At 67.6% G+C, this 17,933-nt stretch carries 13 protein-coding genes; 7 read left to right on the top strand and 6 right to left on the bottom strand.

Features of this window, described 5'->3' with window-relative positions; genetic code table 11:
* Positions 1–2: 2 nt before the first annotated feature.
* On the bottom strand, positions 3–794 hold the full coding sequence (locus DB31_RS03350; protein ID WP_044181773.1) for a glycosyltransferase family 2 protein: 792 nt from the start codon (positions 792–794) through the stop codon (positions 3–5).
* Positions 795–922: 128 nt separating this feature from the next.
* Between DB31_RS03350 and DB31_RS03345 the strand changes: the two genes are divergently transcribed.
* The 3 genes from DB31_RS03345 (at position 923) to DB31_RS03335 (ending at position 5,117) form a co-directional block, all read left to right on the top strand.
* Positions 923–1,879, top strand: coding sequence for a GGDEF domain-containing protein (locus DB31_RS03345; protein ID WP_240486496.1), 957 nt, complete (start codon positions 923–925; stop codon positions 1,877–1,879).
* Between the two features lie 218 nt (positions 1,880–2,097).
* Entirely contained in the window at positions 2,098–3,666 is a 1,569-nt protein-coding gene (locus DB31_RS03340) for an ATP-binding protein (protein ID WP_044181767.1), read from the top strand.
* Entirely contained in the window at positions 3,663–5,117 is a 1,455-nt protein-coding gene (locus DB31_RS03335) for a sigma-54-dependent transcriptional regulator (protein ID WP_044181765.1), read from the top strand. The genes DB31_RS03340 and DB31_RS03335 overlap by 4 nt, the downstream gene beginning before the upstream one ends.
* Here DB31_RS03335 and DB31_RS03330 read toward each other — a convergent pair.
* Positions 5,114–6,439 carry a replication-associated recombination protein A gene (locus DB31_RS03330; RefSeq protein ID WP_044181762.1) on the bottom strand — a complete coding sequence of 442 codons (1,326 nt, stop codon included), beginning with the start codon at positions 6,437–6,439 and terminating at the stop codon, positions 5,114–5,116. The genes DB31_RS03335 and DB31_RS03330 overlap by 4 nt on opposite strands.
* Positions 6,440–6,513: 74 nt before the next feature.
* On the opposite strand from DB31_RS03330, the gene DB31_RS03325 reads away from it, so the two are divergent.
* The 3 genes from DB31_RS03325 to DB31_RS03315 are packed head-to-tail and all read left to right on the top strand — an operon-like array spanning position 6,514 to position 10,191.
* Complete coding sequence (locus tag DB31_RS03325) at positions 6,514–7,359, top strand: NAD(+)/NADH kinase (protein ID WP_044181760.1); 846 nt, start codon at positions 6,514–6,516, stop codon at positions 7,357–7,359.
* A 45-nt stretch (positions 7,360–7,404) separates the two neighbouring features.
* Positions 7,405–9,381, top strand: coding sequence for a protein kinase domain-containing protein (locus tag DB31_RS03320; RefSeq protein ID WP_044181757.1), 1,977 nt, complete (start codon positions 7,405–7,407; stop codon positions 9,379–9,381).
* 36 nt (positions 9,382–9,417) lie between these two features.
* Positions 9,418–10,191 (top strand): YdcF family protein, encoded by a 774-nt coding sequence (locus DB31_RS03315; RefSeq protein ID WP_044181755.1) that lies wholly within the window; start codon positions 9,418–9,420, stop codon positions 10,189–10,191.
* On the opposite strand, the gene DB31_RS03310 is transcribed toward DB31_RS03315, so the two are convergent.
* The 4 genes from DB31_RS03310 to DB31_RS03295 form a co-directional block, all read right to left on the bottom strand.
* Complete coding sequence (locus tag DB31_RS03310) at positions 10,188–10,439, bottom strand: hypothetical protein (RefSeq protein ID WP_044181752.1); 252 nt, start codon at positions 10,437–10,439, stop codon at positions 10,188–10,190. The two genes, DB31_RS03315 and DB31_RS03310, sit on opposite strands and share 4 nt — an antisense overlap.
* 154 nt (positions 10,440–10,593) lie before the next feature.
* Positions 10,594–12,189 carry a bifunctional metallophosphatase/5'-nucleotidase gene (locus DB31_RS03305; protein ID WP_052419674.1) on the bottom strand — a complete coding sequence of 532 codons (1,596 nt, stop codon included), beginning with the start codon at positions 12,187–12,189 and terminating at the stop codon, positions 10,594–10,596.
* Between the two features lie 46 nt (positions 12,190–12,235).
* Positions 12,236–13,270 (bottom strand): ABC transporter permease, encoded by a 1,035-nt coding sequence (locus DB31_RS03300; RefSeq protein ID WP_044181749.1) that lies wholly within the window; start codon positions 13,268–13,270, stop codon positions 12,236–12,238.
* On the bottom strand, positions 13,267–14,229 hold the full coding sequence (locus tag DB31_RS03295; protein WP_044181746.1) for an ABC transporter ATP-binding protein: 963 nt from the start codon (positions 14,227–14,229) through the stop codon (positions 13,267–13,269). Before DB31_RS03295 ends, DB31_RS03300 begins: the two co-directional genes overlap by 4 nt.
* Before the next feature lie 210 nt (positions 14,230–14,439).
* On the opposite strand from DB31_RS03295, the gene DB31_RS03285 reads away from it, so the two are divergent.
* Positions 14,440–17,916, top strand: a complete 3,477-nt coding sequence (locus DB31_RS03285) for a hypothetical protein (RefSeq protein ID WP_157231778.1) — start codon at positions 14,440–14,442, stop codon at positions 17,914–17,916.
* Positions 17,917–17,933: the final 17 nt, after the last annotated feature.

The raw sequence follows: 17,933 nt of genomic DNA, 5'->3' as shown, positions 1-17,933 counted from the left end.
GCCTACCCGTGCTGACGGCGCCGGGACGTCGTGGGGTGCAGCGGCGCCACCGAGGGAGGCAGCCGCACCGGCTGCACCGGGGCCTCCGGCGAGCGCGTCTCCGGGTAGAGCTTGGCCAGCTCCTTCACCATCTTCATGATGACCGAGGGCGAGGCCAGCGTGGACACGCCGCGGGTGCGCGGGAAGTAGTCCACGCCCATCTGGAAGACGCGGAACCCCTTGCGCATGGCCTTCACCACCAGCTCCGCGTCGATGAACGAGCCCAGGCTCTTCAGCTCGATGGCCTCCAGCACCCGCCGGTGCATGACCTTGAAGCTGAAGTTCACGTCCTTGATGTTGATGTCGAACAAGGACCGGATGAGCAGGTTGTAGACGAACGAGTAGATGATGCGCTTGGGGCCCTCGCTCGTGCGGTCGAACCGGAAGGCGCAGATCATGTCCGCCTCCAGGTAGTCCATCAGGTGCAGCGCCCGCTCCAGCTCCCGCAAGTCCCACGGCAGGTCGATGTCCGAGTAGACCACGATGTCCTTGGTGGACGCCGACAGGCCCGTGCGCATCGCCCCGCCCAGCTTCAGGTTCGTGGCGTGGGTGATGACGCGCAGCTGCGGAATGCGCGCCGCCAGTCCCTCGGCGATCTCCTTCGTGCGGTCGGTGGACGCGTCGTTGACGACGATGATTTCGAAGTCATCCGTGAGCCGGGGCAGGACATCCAGGGCGCGCGTGACGGCGCGTTCGACGTAGTCCTCCTCGTTCCAGGCGGGGAGGAAGAGGCTGATGCTTGGATAGTTGGCCACGGAGTTCCTCACGGCAGTGTGACGAGGAGGCTGGGTAGCAGAGGCCAGTAGGCCAACGCAATCGCCGGTGTCGTCCCCAGGGAAAGGCCATGGTACGTTGGTGCACCGACCTTCATTTTGGGGAGACTGTGGGAGAGAAGCCGTTGTCGCTGCTGGTGGTGGATGACTCCCGGTCGACCGCGGCGAAGCTGGCTCGTTCGCTTGACTCTCCGGAGTACGCCCCGCGCACCGTGCCTCCCGGTCCCGAGCTCTCTCGCCTGGCCCTGGATGCGGACCTCGTCCTGCTGTGCCTCGAGCCCTTGGCGGATCCCTCCTCGGACGAACACCTGGCGCTGCTGCGGCGGCTGATGAGCGTGGAGGGGCCGGGCCGGGGAGGGCCCGTCGTCGTCGTGGCTCCCGCCGAGGCCATGGCGCTGCGCGTCGCGGCGCTCCGGCTGGGGGTGGAGGTGGTGACCGAGCCCTGGGATGACGAGGAACTGCGCGCCCGGCTGCGTCGCGCCCTCTCCGCGCACGAGGTGCTGGTCTCCCTGGCCTCTCAGGTGGCGGAGCTGCAGAAGCTCTCCGTGTTGGACGGGCTGACCCTGCTCCACAACCACCGCTACTTCCAGGAGCGGCTGCGCGAGGAGTTCCGTGCCGCCCAGCGCTACGATGACGCGCTCGCCCTCATCCTGGTGGACCTGGACCACTTCAAGGCCTTCAACGACACGTTCGGCCACCCCGAAGGCGATGAGGTGCTGCGCAAGGTGGCGCGCGTGCTCCAGCAGAGCGTGCGAGAGACGGACCTCGTCGCCCGCTACGGCGGCGAGGAGTTCGCCGTGCTCCTGCCGCGCACCCCGCTCACGGGCGCCATCACCGTGGCCGAGCGCATCCGCAAGGAGATGGGGGCGCTGCGCGCGGGGCCCGAGCTTACCCAGCGCATCACCGCCTCCCTGGGGCTCTCGGGCTTCCCCCACCGCTCGGTGCTCTCCTCGGATCAGCTGCTGCTCACCGCGGACGAGGCCCTCTACCAGGCCAAGCGCGAGGGCCGGAACCGCATCTGCCTGCACTCACCGATGCCCTTCCTGTCCACCGTCCCGCGTGGGTAGGGTTCGCCCGCTTCATGAGAATTGACCCGGGTCATTGGGTGCTGACCCGGGTCATTTTTGACCTTTTGTCACCTCACGGGTATAGAATGACCCCCTGAGTCCGGCGTTACAGTTCTGAAAAGACTGAAGAATCAACAGGTTGGCGTACCGGTTTCCCCCCGGGGTTGTGGCCACAGCATTGCAATTGTTTGACGGGGAAAGATAGGCGAGGGCTGCGAGTGGGACTTGCGCATACACAGGAGGCGACGGGTTCCCGCGGGCGACTGCTGTTGGTCGACGATGAGGAGAACATCCTCAAGTCCATCCGGCGCGTGTTGCGCCGGGGCGATTGGGACATCGAGACCGCTACGGATGCCGAGGAGGGCCTGCGGAGGCTGGAGCAGTTCTCGCCGCAGGTGGTCATCTCGGACTTCCGGATGCCCGGGATGAACGGCGTGGACTTCCTCACGCGGGTGAAGGAGCAGGTACCGCTGGCCCAGCGCATCATGCTCACGGGCCAGGCGGATCAGATGGCGATTGAAGAGGCCATCAACCGCTCGGAGATCTTCCGCTTCATCTCCAAGCCGTGGAACGACAGCCACCTGGTGCTCACGGTGAAGAGCGCCTTCGAGCAGTACGCGCTCGTGGCCGAGAACCAGCGGCTGATGCGGGTGACGAAGGAGCAGAACGCGGAGCTCAAGCGGCTCAACGTGGACCTGGAAGCGCGCGTGGAGTCGCGCACGCTGATGCTCAGCCAGGCCAAGCGCGACTGGGAGCAGACGTTCGACTGCATCGAGAATCCGCTGGCGGTGATGCAGCCGGACTACATGGTGCGGCGGGCGAACCTGGCCTACTTGAAGGTGGCTGCGACAGGCGAAGGGGCCAACGCCTCGGCGGCCACCTGCTACCAGTACCTCTTCGGGCGGGACACGCCGTGCGAGGGCTGCCCGCTGCCGGCCGCGGTGGAGACGGGCAAGAGCGCGCGCGGGGAGATCACACAGAAGGGCCGTACCTACGTGGTGGCTGCCTACCCCATGCCAGGGGACAAGCGCGTGGTGCTCACCTACCGTGACGTCACCGAGGAGCACTCGCTCACCAAGCGGCTCATCGAGACGGAGAAGATGGCGGCGGTGGGCCAGCTGGCCGGTGGCGTGGCGCACGAGATCAACAACCCGCTGGGAGGCATCCTCGCCTTCGCGCAGTTGATGAAGCGGGACTCCGGGCGCACGGAGGCGGACAAGGAGTCGCTCGATCTCATCGAGGAGAGCGCGCTGCGGTGCAAGCGCATCGTCGAGAGCCTTTTGAAGTTCAGCCGTCACAGCAAGCCGGATGATCGGCGGCACTTCGACTTGTCGAAGTGTGTGGAGGACGCGACGGTGCTGTTCAAGGCGCAGCTGAAGGCCAACCCCAAGGTGAAGCTGGAGATGAACCTCTCCCGCGACTTGCCCAAGCTGTTCGGGGATCCGGCGCAGCTGTCGCAGGTGGTGCTCAATCTGCTGCAGAACGGGCTGTACGCGCTTCCAGACGCCGAGGGTGAGCTGCGCGTGGACACGGGGCGAGAGGGTGACCGGTGCTTCTTCGCCGTCTCCGATACGGGGACAGGCATCGAAGAGAAGCACCTGCCGCGCATCTTCGAGCCCTCGTTCACGACCAAGCCGCCGGGCGAGGGGACGGGGCTTGGCCTGTCCATCGCGTATCGGATCGTCCAGGACCACGGGGGCGTCTTCCAGGTCGACACCCAGGTTGGCCAGGGCTCCCGCTTCACCGTCTATCTCCCCATTCCCCTGCAGCTCGAGAGGTTGCCGTGAATCAACCCAAGCGCGCCAAGATCCTCGTGGTGGACGATGACACTGTCGTCCTGAAGGCCGTCACCCAGATCCTCCAGCGCGAGGGCTACCCGGTGGTGGGCATCGACGACGCCGTCGAGGGACTGACGGCCGCGAAGGATCCTTCCATCGATGTGGCGGTGCTGGACATCAACATGCCCCACCTGTCCGGCATGGACCTGCTCAAGGCCATCAAGGCCGAGCGGCCGGACGTGGAGGTCATCATGATGACGGCCTACGCCACGGTGGAGACGGCAGTGGAGGCCGTGAAGGCGGGCGCGTACGACTACCTGACCAAGCCGTTCGAGAACATCGACGACTTGAGCCTGACGGTAGGCAAGGCGGCCGAGCGCAAGGCGCTCAAGGACCGCACTCGGGCGCTCGAGGAGGCGCTCACGGTCCGCAGCCAGTTCGAGGACCTGATTGGCCAGTCCTCGCAGATGCGGGCGGTGTTCAAGCTGGTGGAGACGGTGAGCCACTCGACGGCCACGGTGCTCATCCAGGGCGAGAGCGGCACGGGTAAGGAGCTGGTGGCGCGGGCCATCCACTACCGCAGCGCGCGCAAGGACAAGCCCTTCGTGGCGGTGAACTGCTCGGCGCTGACGGAGACGCTGCTGGAGAGCGAGCTGTTCGGCCACATGAAGGGGGCGTTCACGGGCGCCACCAACAACAAGAAGGGCCTCTTCGAGGCGGCCGACGGCGGCACCATCTTCCTGGACGAGATCGGCGACGTGCCGCCGGCCACCCAGGTCCGCCTGCTGCGCGTGCTGCAGGAGGGCGAAGTGAAGCGCGTGGGCGCGAACGATCCGGTGAAGGTGGACGTGCGCGTCATCGCGGCCACCCACGTGGACCTGAACCGCGCCAAGTCCGAGGGCAAGTTCCGCGAGGATCTGTTTTACCGCCTGAACGTCATCACCATTGATCTGCCGCCGCTGAGGGACAGACCGGAAGACGTGCCGCTCCTGGCGCACCACTTCCTGAAGATGTACGCGGCGAAGCTGGCGAAGAAGGTGACGGGGTTCACGCCGCGGGCCATGGAGGCGCTCACGGTGAACCGGTGGACGGGCAACGTGCGCGAGCTGGAGAACGTCATCGAGCGCGCGGTGGTGCTCACCTCCAATGACGTGCTGGACGTGGAGGACCTGCCGCCCGGGTTCCAGGAGTCTCCGCAGGCGGGCTCGCCGGTGGAGGTGTTCAGCCTGGCGCACCTGCCGTATGCGCAGGCGAAGCGGCTGGCGATGCGCGCCTTCGAGCGGCGCTACCTCACGGCGCTCCTGGAGAAGAACAACAACAACGTCTCCAGCGCCGCGCGGGCCGCCGGGGTGGATCGCTCCAACTTCCGCCGCCTGCTCAAGCAGTACGAGGTGGCTGGCCGCACCATGAAGACGCGCAAGGGCGGCAGCGACAGCGACTCTCCATTAGAGGTGGCTTAAGGCTTGCGGTCTTTGTCCCGGTCCGCCAGCTGGCGCTGGATGGCCTCGTAGCGCTCGGACAGCTCCTTCTCCTGCCCGTTCTGGCTGGGCTTGTAGAAGCGGCGGGCCTTGAGCGCCTCGGGCAGGTAGTCCTCGGGCACGTAGTGGCCCTCGAAGTTGTGGGGGTACTTGTAGCCGCCCCCGTACCCCAGGTTCTTCATCAGCTTCGTGGGCGCGTTGCGCAGGTGCATGGGCACCGGCAGCGAGCCTTCTTGCATCACCGCCGCCCGCGCCGCCCCGTACGAGGTGATGACCGCGTTCGACTTGGGCGCCAGCGCCAGGTACGTCACCGCCTGCGTGAGCGGCAGCGCCCCCTCCGGCATCCCCATGAGCTGGAACGCCTGCATCGCGTCCACCGCCACCCCGAGCGCCCTGGGGTCCGCGTTGCCGATGTCCTCCGAGGCGAAGATGACCATGCGGCGGAACACGAAGATCGGATCCTCCCCGGACTCCAACATCCGGGTCATCCAGTAGAGCGCCGCGTCCACGTCCGAGCCGCGCATGGATTTGATGAAGGCGCTGATGACGTTGTAGTGCTCCTCGCCGCCCTTATCGTAGAGGAGCGTCTTCTGCTGGAGCGCCTCCTCCGCGGCCTTCTTGTCCACCCGCGCCCCCCCGTACGCCGCGGCCACCTCCAGCGCCGTGAGCGCCTTGCGCGCGTCTCCGCCCGCCGCGTCCGCGATGAACTGGAGCGCCTCCTCGTCTACCTCGACCTTCCCCGCCAGCCCCTTGGGAGAGGCCAGGGCCTTGCGCATCACCATGACGAGCTCCTCCTGCTCCAGCCCGCGCAGGGTGATGACGCGACAGCGGGACAGGAGCGCCGCGTTCACCTCGAAGGAGGGGTTCTCCGTGGTGGCGCCAATCAGCGTCACCGTGCCCTTCTCCACGTGGGGCAGCAGCGCGTCCTGCTGGCTCTTGTTGAAGCGGTGAATCTCGTCGATGAAGAGCAGCGTGCGCTGGCGGTTCATCTTCCAGCGGTCCTGCGCGCGGGCCACCGTCTCTCGGATGTCCTTCACGCCGGAGAGCACCGCGGACAGGGACTCGAAGGAGGAGCCAGTGGACTGGGCGATGACACGGGCCAGCGTCGTCTTCCCCGTGCCCGGAGGCCCCCAGAGGATGAGCGAGGGCACCTGATCCTGCTGGATGGCCCGCCGGAGGAAGCGGCCCTCGCCCGTCAGGTGTTCCTGCCCGACGAACTCCGCCAGGGTGGTGGGGCGCATGCGCTCGGCCAGGGGGGCTTGCTCGGCCTGCTCCTTCTGGCCGGCATGTTCAAAGAGGTCCATATGCCGGGAACCTATCGCTTGGCTTCATTTCCTCCAGCGCGACTTGCCCACCTGGACTAGAACCATCCGCCACAGTGCACACCCTGGCCATCGTCGCGAAGAGGGACAAGCAGGAAGCCGTAGCGCTGGCGGCGCGGATTCGCGAGCGCTACCCGCATCTCACCGTGCTCGCGGAGCGCTACCTGTCCCATTCCTTGGGCTGGCCCCGCGTGGAGGACCGGGAACTGGCCCAGCGGGCCGAGCTGGTCATCGTTCTCGGCGGGGACGGCACCCTCATCTACACCGCGCGCCTCCTGGCGGGGCGGGGCGTGCCCATCCTCGGGGTGAACCTGGGCAGCCTGGGCTTCATGACCGAAATCCCCGTGGACGAGCTGTTCTCCACCCTGGACGAGGTGCTCGCCGGCCGCTTCAAGGTGGACTCGCGCATGAAGCTCACCTGCCGCCTGGTGCGCGAGGGGAAGACCGTCCTGGAGGACGAGGTCCTCAACGACGTGGTCATCAACAAGGGCGCGCTGGCCCGCATCTCGGACCATGAGACGTCCATCGATGGGGTTCCCATCACCACCTACAAGGCGGATGGGATGATCCTGGCCACGCCCACGGGCTCCACGGCCTATTCGCTGTCGGCGGGAGGCCCCATCGTCCACCCCTCGGTGGACTGCACCATCCTGTCACCCATCTGCTCGCACGCGCTGACTCAGCGCTCCATCGTGGTGCCCGCGGATCGCACCATCCGTGTCACGCTGCGCAAGGAGACGGCGGACACGTACCTCACCCTGGACGGACAGACGGGCCACTCGCTGCAGGGTGGGGACTGCATCGAGGTGGTGCGCTCGCCCAACCGGGTGAACCTGGTGCGCAACCCGCACATGGCCTACTTCACCATCCTCCGGCAGAAGCTCCACTGGGGCGAGCGCTGACGCCCCTTTGGGGAGCAGGCGCCCTGGCTGCTATGGTGCCCCCCCGTGGCGACCGAGGAAAAGTCCATCCCCTTCGGCAAGTACGAACTGCTCGAGCGCCTGGGCGTGGGCGGGATGGCCAACGTCTACCGTGCGCGGTACACGGCCGTCCCTGGCATCACCAAGCCCGTCGTCATCAAGCGCGTGCTGGACGAGTACGCGGAGAACCCGACCTTCATGGAGCTGTTCATCCATGAGGCGCGCATCTCCGTGGGACTGAGCCACGGCAACATCGTCCAAGTCTTCGACTTCGGTCAGGTGAATGCCGAGTACTACCTGGCCATGGAGCTGGTGGACGGCCAGCCGCTGTCGCGCGTCATCAAGCGGGCCCAGCAGCAGGGGCTCCGGTTTCTGCCCCAGGCGCTGGCGGCGAGCATCGCCCTCGAGATGTGCAAGGGGCTGCACTACGCCCACACGCGCAAGGACGAGCAGGGCCGCCCGCTGGGGATCGTCCACCGGGACGTGTCTCCCGACAACGTGCTGGTCAGCTACGACGGCGAGGTGAAGATCACCGACTTCGGCATCGCCAAGGCGCAGCTGGCGGGCCGGCCCATCACCGCGGCGGGCATGGTGAAAGGCAAGTACCTCTACCTCTCGCCGGAGCAGGCGCAGGGGCAGGATGATGTGGATGCGCGCTCGGACGTGTACGCGGTGGGGGTGGTGCTCTACCGCATGCTCTGCGGCCGGCTGCCCTTCGAGGGCCAAGACTTCGAGGTGATGGCTCGCATCGTCCAGGGCGGCATCACTCCAGCCATCCAGCTCAACCCTGACCTGGATGGCCAGCTCAACCAGATCGTCATGCGGGCGCTGGCCACCTCGAGGGAGGACCGCTTCCAGAGCGCCGAGGCGCTGCAGCAGGCGCTCAGCCTGTGGATGGCCTCGCGGGCGCCGCTGTTCTCCGTGAACAGCCTGAAGCACCTGATGGGCTGGCTCTACACGCAGGAGCTGGCGGCGCAGGGCCGGGCCCCCGTCCTGCCGCAGGAGTTCCTCGATCAGGTCCGGCTGTGGAAGGGCCCTTCAGGCGAGGAGACCACGCCGGACCAGCTCCCTGCGGTGACGCGGGAGGCCCCGCCGGGGCCGAATGCACTGCCTGCACGGCCCGCGTCGGACTCGTGGAAGTGGGACACCCAGCCGGAGGCCCTCCCCACGCAGGTTTTCCGGGCGGCAGGCGCGGGAGAGGCTTCCAGTGACGCCACGGAAGAGGTGGCACCCGCGCAGATCGAGCCCAGCACGTCACGCAGGAGTCCCTTGTGGAGCCTGGGCGTGGCGGCGCTCGCGGCGGTGATGGCGGGAGGCCTGTTCTGGGTGCTGCGCGGGCCCGGGACCCTGGAGATCCACTCCGAGCCGCCTGGGGCGCAGGTGCGCATCGATGGACAGTTCCGGGGCGTGACGCCGCTGGTGCTGGAGGACGTCAAGCCAGACGCGCCGCACACGATGGAACTGGTCCTGCTGGGGAAGAAGTCCTGGGAGCGCTCGTTCGCCGCGGGCACGCTCCGGGGGAAGGTGGAGGCCGAGCTCGAGGAGTTGGAGTCGGCCACTCAGGAGCCGGCCATTCCCGATCCGGAGTCGGAGCCAGAGGAGGCCAAGGCTCCTCCACAGGAGCAACCCGAGGACTCCCGTGTCGCGGTTGCGACGAAGAAGGCCACGGCCCAGCCCAAGTCCTCAGCCTCGCCCCCATCGGGCCTCCGGATCACCGCCGCGGACAAGCCCTCTGCCGAGACTGCCGCCGCGAAGTACAAGGCGGGGGTGAAGCAGTTGAGCCGGGGCAAGCTCCAGAAGGCCAAGGAGCTGTTCTGGCAGTGCCTGGCGCATGACCCGAAGTCCGCGAAGTGCTTCCGCCGCTTGGGCGAGGTCTCCGCGGCGCTGGGCAACACGGAGGAGGCGCTGGAGTATTACGCGCGCTTCCTGGAGCTCGATCCGCGCGGCGACGGCGCCACCGCCGCCCGGGACTATGTCCGGGAACATGGCCGAGGGGGCCGTTAGCGCTCGAGCCACCGCCTCTGGGGCTTCGGTGTCCGTATGTTCCTCTTCCTCTCCAAGATCCTGGATTTGTTCCTCGGTCCGCTCACGTGGGCGATGCTGTTCATCCTCGCGGGGATCCTCCTGCGGCGGCGCCGGGCTCGGTTGGCTCTCGGGCTTCAGCTCTTCGGGCTCGCAGTGCTCTACGTCTTCTCCATCGAGCCCGTGGCCGCAGTGCTCATGCGGTGGACCGAGTCCGGGGTGGAGGCGACGTACCGGCCCGACGTGGTCTACGACGCGGTCATCGTGCTGGGCGGCGGCCTGGATCCGGACGCGACCGAGACCTCGGGCCGGGCGGAGTACAACGCGGCGGGGGATCGCATCCTGCGAGGCTACGAGCTGCTGCGCGAGGGCCACGCGCGCAACATCCTCATCTCCGGAGGCTCACTGGATCCACGGCCGGAGGCGCCCATCGAGGCGGATGTGCTCTCGCGCCAGTTGCAGATGTGGGGCATCGAGCCCGGGCGCATCTTCACGGAGGGCCGCAGCCGCAACACGCGGGAGAACGCGGTGGAGTCGGAGAAGATCATCCGGCAGCAGGGATGGAAAACGCTCCTGCTGGTGACGAGCGCGGCGCACATGCCCCGGGCATACGGGTGCTACGCGGCGGTAGGGATCCGGACGGACACGTTCCTGGCGGATGTGCGGTCACCCCCGGGCAAGCGGTCGCCGAGCTGGCTGCCTCGGGGCTATCACCTGAGCGCGAGCTCGGACGCGCTCCGAGAGCTGGCGGGCCGGATGGTGTACCGGATGCGCGGCTGGACGGCGCCCTAGCTCAGCTGCGCGTGCTCCGCGTTGTCCACGATCTGGTGGGAGCCGCTGGCGTGGGCGCAGTGGGCGCAGCAGAAGAACGTTCCCTGCGCCTCGACACCGTGGCCCAGGATCTTGCAGTTGCAGTGGTCGCAGATGGGGGCGAGCTTGTGAATGGCGCACTCGAAGCAATCGAAGGTGTGAGTGACGCCGGCCGTGACGACCTGGAACGCGAGGTAGTACTCGTTACCGCACACTTCGCACTGAGCCATGACCGCCTCCTCATGAGCGTTTCGAGGCACACCTCCGGGAGGTAGGCATGCCGCGACGCGAAGGCATCGTCCTGATGTCCCGATGCGCAGGGCCCGCGCACCCGAACGAGCTCCGTGAGGGCCTGACTGCTCGCTGGCTCGGTGGGAAAACCCCTTACAGGGAGTTCGGGCCCGTCGTGCACGCTCCAGCCGAGGCGCTGGCGCGCTGGATGCGCCCATCTCCCTGTTGCATGGGAGGCGGCTTGCCGGTGCGGAGCGCGTCGCTCAGGACGTCTCTCGGGGTGCGGCCCTCCTGTAGGGCCGGGGTGGCCGGGAGTCCCTTGAACATCTCGTAGCCGTCCTTGCCACTCGCGAGGAAGCTGAATGTCGCCAGGCTGTATGTCGCCGTTGGGGACAGGGGCTTGCCCCCCACCGTGACGCACAGGACGCGCTGGCCCTTGGGCCGGCTTGGATCGAACGCGAAGCGCAGGCCGGAGACTTGGAGGAAGCGGCCGGGCTCGGGGTCCTCGGCGCTCTTGCTGACGGCGTTCTCCAGCGCGGCCTGGAGGATGGCGCCCGTCACCTGCAACCGCACGAGCTGATCACGGTACGGGAAGATGGAGAGCATCTCGCGCCGGGTGAGCACTCCGGCGCTGAAGCGGGTGTCACCGCGGATGGCACCACCGTTGACGAGCGCCACATCGGTGCCTGCGGCTTGGCGCAGCGCATCGGCCACGAGCGAGCCCAGGTTCGTCTCCTGGCTGCGCACCACCAGCTTTCGCGCATCGAGCGGCACGGGCGTCTTGCCCACGGGCTGGGACAGCTCGGCGATGAGGGGGGCGTACTTCGTCATCGCCGCGAGGAAGGAGGGATCCTCGGGCAGCTCCGGGGTGATGGGGTGCACCTTCCAGTCCAGCTGGCGCACCTTGCCCGTCTTGGTGTCCACATCCAGGGTGACCTGGCCCAGCTCCACGGCATCTGCCGCCACCTTGAAGATGGGAACGCCGGTGGAGCGGTCCTCGATGCGCTCGTGCTCGTGCCCGCCGATGATGACGTCCACGGGAGCGCACTGGGCCAGCTCCCGGTCCTGCTGCACGTCCAGGTGGGTGAGCGCGATGATGACGGTGGCGCCCTCCTTGCGCAGCCGCGAGACGATGGGCTTCGCCGTGGAGCAGACGTCCCGGATGTTCGTGTGCTCCGAAACGCTGGAGGTCACCTCCGTCTCGGGAACCAGCAGGCCGAACAAGCCCACCTTCACGCCGCTGAGCTGGATGAGCTGGTAGGGGTGGAGACCCTCGAAGGGCTTTCCGGTGTCGTTGTCGAAGATGTTCGCGGCGAGCCACGGGAAACGCGAGGCCTTGATGCGCTCGCGCAGCACGGCGTCCCCGAAGTCGAAGTCGTGGTTGCCCGGCACCGCGTAGTCCACCCCGAGCGCGTTCCAGGCATCAATCATCTGCTGGCCTTGGAGCGGCTTGCCGCCCACCTCGCTGATGGACTCCACGGAGGGGGCGAGCGTGTCGCCGGCGAAGAGCGTCAGCGTGTGAGGGGCCTCGGCGAGGAGCCTCTTGCGCAGCGTGGCGACGCGGGCAATACCTCCGACGCGCCCCTGCTCCAGCGGGGTGAACTGGTACACGTCGTTGAGGTGGAGCAGGTTGATGCGGACGGTCTCCGGCGTGGCCTGTTTCTGCGCTAAGGGGCTGCAGCCCAGCGCGAGCGCGAGGGCCAGCACCAGCGACGGCCAGCGGGGGAGAGGGCGGCGCACGGCGTTCACGGATGTCACCTCCAGGGGCGCGGACCTTACCCTCCCCAGGACCGCGCTACATCCACTTGAAGTAACGCAATGCGATGAAGAAGGGAATCAGGCCCCAAACCCCCAGTATCAGCACCTGGGGCCAGAGGGCGAGCAGGGGCGTGCCATCCAGCATGATGCTGCGCAGGCCGTCGTTCAGGGCGGTGAGCGGCAGGAACTGGATGACGGGCTGGAGCCAGTCCGGGAAGTTGGTGGAGGCGAAGAACACGCCCGAGAGCACGGTCATCGGCATGCTGACGAGGTTCATGAGCCCGCTGGCCGTCTCCGCGTTGTTGGCCCGGCAGACGACGAGCAGCGCCAGCCCCCCGAAGGCCGTGGAGCCCCACAGCCCCAGGAGGGTGAAGGAGAGCAGGCTGCCGAACATGCGCACGTCGAAGAGCAGCCGGGCAAAGGCGACGAAGAAGAGGATCTCCACCACGGCGAGCATGCTGCGGCCGATCATGAAGGAGAGCAGGAAGTGGCCGCGCTTCATGGGCGTGGCCACCAGGCGCTTGAGCAGCTTGCCGGTGCGCATCTGCACCAGCGCCCAGCCCAGCCCCCACAGGCTGGAGGACATGATCCCAAAGCCCAGCAGGCCGGGGATGAGGAAGTCGATGTAGCGCGAGCCCGGCGCCGTCACCTCGGTGCGCTGCAACGCCACGTGGTCCACGCGGCCCTGGAGCCGCTCCAGCGTGTCCACCACCATGAGCCGCGCGGTGCGGCCCTCGGCCTGGGCGGGATCCACGATGAGCTCGGGCTTCGCGCCAGGGATGAGCACCAGGGACACCTTGCCCCGGCGCAGGGCGTCGCGGCCGGCGGCCTCGGTCATCTGCTGGGCGGTGAGCCCGTCCACAGCGTCCAGGGTGGGGACGAGCTGCTCGGCCTCGGGGCTGTCCACGACGGCCACAGCCAGCTCGGGCAGGGCGCGGTTGCGGAAGGCCACCCCGAGCGCCAGGGCGGTGAGCAGCGGGAAGACGAAGACCCAGAAGAGGGCGGCGGGCTCGCGCAGGAACCCGCGCATCCGGAACAGCACGAGCTGCCCCAACGGGTGGTTCGAGTTCATGACTGAGCGTCCTCGCGCAGGCTGCGGCCGGTGGAGGCCAGGAACACGTCATCGAGCGTGGCCTGGCGGGTGGACAGGTGGACGAGGTGGGCGCCGCGCGCGGACACCAGCGAGAGGAGCCCCGGCAGGGCGCGGTGCAGCTCCTTGACGGAGAGGGTGTAGCCGTCGCCGCGGGAGTGCGTGGCCACGAGCGTGGGGACCTCGGCGAAGGCCTCGGCGGGGAGGGTGGGGGTGGTGGAGAAATCGATCACCTGCTCGCCGCCAATGGAGGCGATGAGCTGGGCCGGAGTGCCTCGGGCGACGATGCGGCCGTGATCCATGATGATCACCTGGTCGCAGAGCACCTGGGCCTCCTCCATATAATGGGTGGTGAGGACGACGGTGCGGCCCTTGCCCTTGAGGCCGGTGATGACGTCCCAGAGGGCGCGCCGCGACTGGGGGTCCAGGCCGGTGGTGGGCTCGTCGAGGAAGAGGATCTCCGGGTCTGCGGCGAGCGCCACCGCGAGCGCCAGCCGCTGCCGCTGGCCGCCGGAGAGCTTCACCACCTGGGCATTGCGCTTCTCCTCCAGCTTGACGAGGCCGATGGCCTCCTCGACGGACAGGCCCTTCCGGTAGAAGGAGCGGAAGAGGCGCACGGTCTCCTCGACGGAGAGCCGGTCATGGAAGCGCGTCTCCTGGAGGGCGATGCCGATGCGCTCCCGGAGTTCAGCTTCGTCCTTGTCCCAGCGCAGGCCCAGGAGCCGGACCTCGCCCGACGTGGGGTGCTGAAGGCCCTCGAGGATCTCGACGGTGGTCGTCTTCCCGGCGCCGTTGGGGCCGAGCAGGCCCACGCACTGGCCCACGGGAACCTCGAAGTGGGTGCCAGCGATGGCGGTGACGTCCTCGAAGCGTTTGACGAGCCCCTTCACCTCGATGGCGAGGGGAGGGGAGGAGGCGGCAGGACTGGGCGAGGGTTCCACGGGATGCGATCTCCGATGGGACCCCACGGGGGCGTGGGGCGAGCGCCCCCTCATACCGTGTAGCGGCGCCTCGTGCGATGGGAGAGCGAACTCCACGCGCCATACTGCCCTGGTGGTACAGCGTTCACTGCCTATCTCTCGGCACCCTCGCCGGTCATGGAGGGTCGAATGACCAGTTGTCAGAGATGGAGTGCCGTCACGGGAGTGTGGATGTGCTTGTGGATGCTGGGCTGCGGAGCGAGCGCTCCGGAGCCGGGCTCCGTGCAGCCAGGCGGAGCGTGCACCTACAACGCGGACTGTGGCCAGTCGCTGCTGTGCATGGACAAGAAGTGCGCAGCGCTAGGCAGCGAGCAGGCCTGCGTCCCGGGGAAGACGCGCTGTAACGGGGGCGACGTGGAGCTCTGCGGGACAGACGGGCGGAGCTACGAGTTCAAGGAGAAATGCGCGGGGGCATGTAGCAACGGAGCCTGCTTGGCCCAGGCCTGTACGCCCAACACCACGCGGTGCCGGGCGGACAACAAGACGGTGGAGGCCTGTACGCCGGACGGCACCGGGTACCAGGTGGTGCAGACGTGCGATATCGGCTGTGCCAGTGGCACCTGTTCCACCTCGGGGGCTTCCGTCTGCACACCCGGGGAGAAGCGGTGCAACAACGAGTCGATCGAGGCCTGCACTCCGACGGGGAGCGCCTGGGCCTTCCTGCAGTTCTGCTCCGCGGGGTGTGACTCGTCCTCCAAGGCGTGCAAGGCGCCGATCTGCGTGCCCTTCTCGGAGCGGTGCAGCCCGGTGAGCGGAGCGCACGAGATCTGCAACTCCACGGGGACGGCGCTAACGGCGGCGCCCTGCTCCAGCACGGAGGCGTGCGTGAGCGGGCGCTGTGTGCCCACGGTGTGTACGCCGGGGCAGACGCGGTGCCTCGACTCCACCACGGCGGGGGTGTGCAACGCGGCGGGGACGGAGTTCGCACCGGCGGCGTGCGCCGTGAACGAGGCCTGCTCGGGAGGTACGTGCAAGGCGCTCATCTGCGCGCCGCTGAGCACTCGGTGCAAGGACACGGCGACGAGCCAGGTGTGTGCTCCCAACGGCACGGGCTACATCGACGTGGCCTGCCAGTCGGGGTCGAACTGCCAGGCAGGGGTGTGCGTCCCCAGCAGCAGCAACAACTCGTGCACGCCGGACAGCAAGCGGTGCGTGGACGCGCTGACGCTGGCCACGTGTAACTCGGGGGGCACGGGCTACACCTATGCGCAGTGCGCCTCGGGGCAGACGTGCCTGGGGAGCGCCTGCGCGAACATCATCTGCACGCCAGGGACGAGCCGCTGTGCGAGCACCTCGGGCAGCGAGGTGTGCGATCCGAGCGGCACCCGCTACAACGCGGTGAGCTGTGGCGCGGGCACGGCGTGCGACCCGGCCAGTGGCGTGTGCAAGCCGTCGGTGTGCACGAGTGGGGCACGGGTGTGCTTGGACATCGCGACGCTGGGTACGTGTAACACGGCGGGGACGGGGTACTCGGGGACGGGATGTGGGACGAACAAGGCGTGTGTCTCGGGCGCATGCCAGGACGTGGTGTGCGCGCCGGGCAGCGCGACGTGCTCCAACAGCACGACGGCGGCCATCTGCAACGCGACGGGCACAGGGAGTACGACCGTGGACTGCGCGGCGCAGGGCAAGGTGTGCGTGGCAGGAACCTGTCAGACGTCAGGTGCGGTGATCTGCGTGCCGGGCCGGACGCGGTGCAACGGCACGGACGTGGAGGAGTGCAAGCCGGATGGGACTGGGTACAACTACCTGCAGTCCTGCACGACCACGTGCAGCAATGGTGCTTGCGGTGGCGCGGCGTGCAAGCCGTTCACGCTGAGGGCGTCCAGTTCGTCGCTGCCTGCGGACAACAACTCGACGCTGCTGATCACCTCGGACACGATCACCGACAACAACGGCGTACCGGTTCCGGATGGGACGCTGTTCACGGTCTCGGCGTCGAACAATACCGGGGGAGTGCTGTCAGCGGATCTCAACCCCTCGACCTCGGGAACGATCGAGGTGGCGAGCATCAACGGGAAGATCGACTTCCTGGTCAAGAGCGGGCCCGGCGCGAACGCGGGGCAGAGCGCGACGGCCACCGCGACAACTCTGACGGCCTCGAACTGCAGGGGAACCGCCAACTTCCAGCTGGCGGTCTCTGGGACCAACCTCTGGGTGGGAGAGGACTTCACCCGGACCACAGCCAAGGACGGGGCCACCACGAGCGCCAACTGGGATGTGGAGCGCGCGGAGGCTTCGTTCCCTCTCGTCGCGGGGCTCGGAAACGGAGAGGACGGTGATCTCTATGTCTCCTCGGGCACGTTCAACATCAATACCCAACCCAATCCCGCGATCCCGTCGCGCACCTTCCCGGATGCCGTGGCCTACAGGGTGACGGCCTTCTCCACGGACAACACGGCGCTCACCCTGGCGGACTTCCCGGCCGGCTTGGCGGTGGGGGACGAGGTGGTGCTGATCAACCTTCAGGGGGGCAGCAACTTCCCCTCGCCCTCTGCCACGGTCTCGGCGGGCGTAGGCGACACAGGCAACGTGGGCACCTACGAGATCTTCACCGTCAGGTCCGTCAACTTCGGAACGAACCAGCTCACCTTCACGAGTCCGATCCTCAAGACGTATGGGGCCACGAACAGCAACGCGACTTTGACGGGGCAGAAGATCATCGTCCAGCGCATCCCCCATTATCGGAACGTCACGGTGAGCGGCACGCTGACGGCCAGCCCCTGGGACGGAACTCAGGGCGGGATCTTCTTCATCAAGGTGAGCGGCGCGCTGGTCGTCTTGCCCTCGGGCCAGATCACCATGGCGGGCTCGGGGTATCGCTCGGCGGTCAATACGGGCACGTGGTCTGTCGGGGAGAGCTACTCAGGGCCCGGTGCGCAGTCCGCAGTGTGCACTCCGGCCAATGGAGGAGGGAGTGCCAGTGGCAATGGCAGCTCTTGCTACTACTCGGCAGGCGGCAGTTATGGCACTGCGGGGACGCCGAGAGGCACCCAGAACGTTGCTGTCGGTTTTACCTATGGGGATGCGCTCTTGACCAAGTGGTTCATGGGGTCCGCAGGAGGAAGATACAGCAGCAACGCGGCGACGACGGCCGGTGGGATTGTGGTGGTGTGGGCGAACACCCTCGGCGTGGGCGGACGCATCTCGGCCGACGGCACGGGGGTCGATGCCTCGGGCGGGGGAGCAGGTGGCTCTGTCTACTTGCGTGCCACCACCATGAACATCGGCCAGGACCGTGTGACGGCGAAGGGAGGACTCCCCACATCTGGCGGTTACGGTGGTGCGGGGCGTATCCGGATCGACACCACGAGCTTGCACGCGGGAGACACGACCTCGCCCACGTTTACCCCAGGGTCCTCTAACTCAAGCACCGTGCGTGCACAGACCGGGACGCTGGACAACGTCTCGGGCACCATTACCAAGGCGCGCGTCGTCTCGACGGTTCAGGACACTCGGGGCGGCAGTGTCACGTATGAGCTGAGCTCCAATGGAGGCGCGAACTGGAAGGCCTTTACTCCGGGGGATCCGCTCCAGTCGTTCGACCTGGCTGCGAGCGACCTGCGGCTGCGCATCATCCTCACGAGTGACGGCTCCAACCGTCCCCTGAGTGTGCAGGGCGTGAGCATCGAGTACCAGGCTCCGTGACGCAGTGATGTTCGGAG

The organism is Hyalangium minutum (genome assembly GCF_000737315.1).
In the GTDB taxonomy this organism is placed as follows: domain Bacteria; phylum Myxococcota; class Myxococcia; order Myxococcales; family Myxococcaceae; genus Hyalangium; species Hyalangium minutum.
This window is presented reverse-complemented; position numbering and strand designations above follow the sequence as displayed.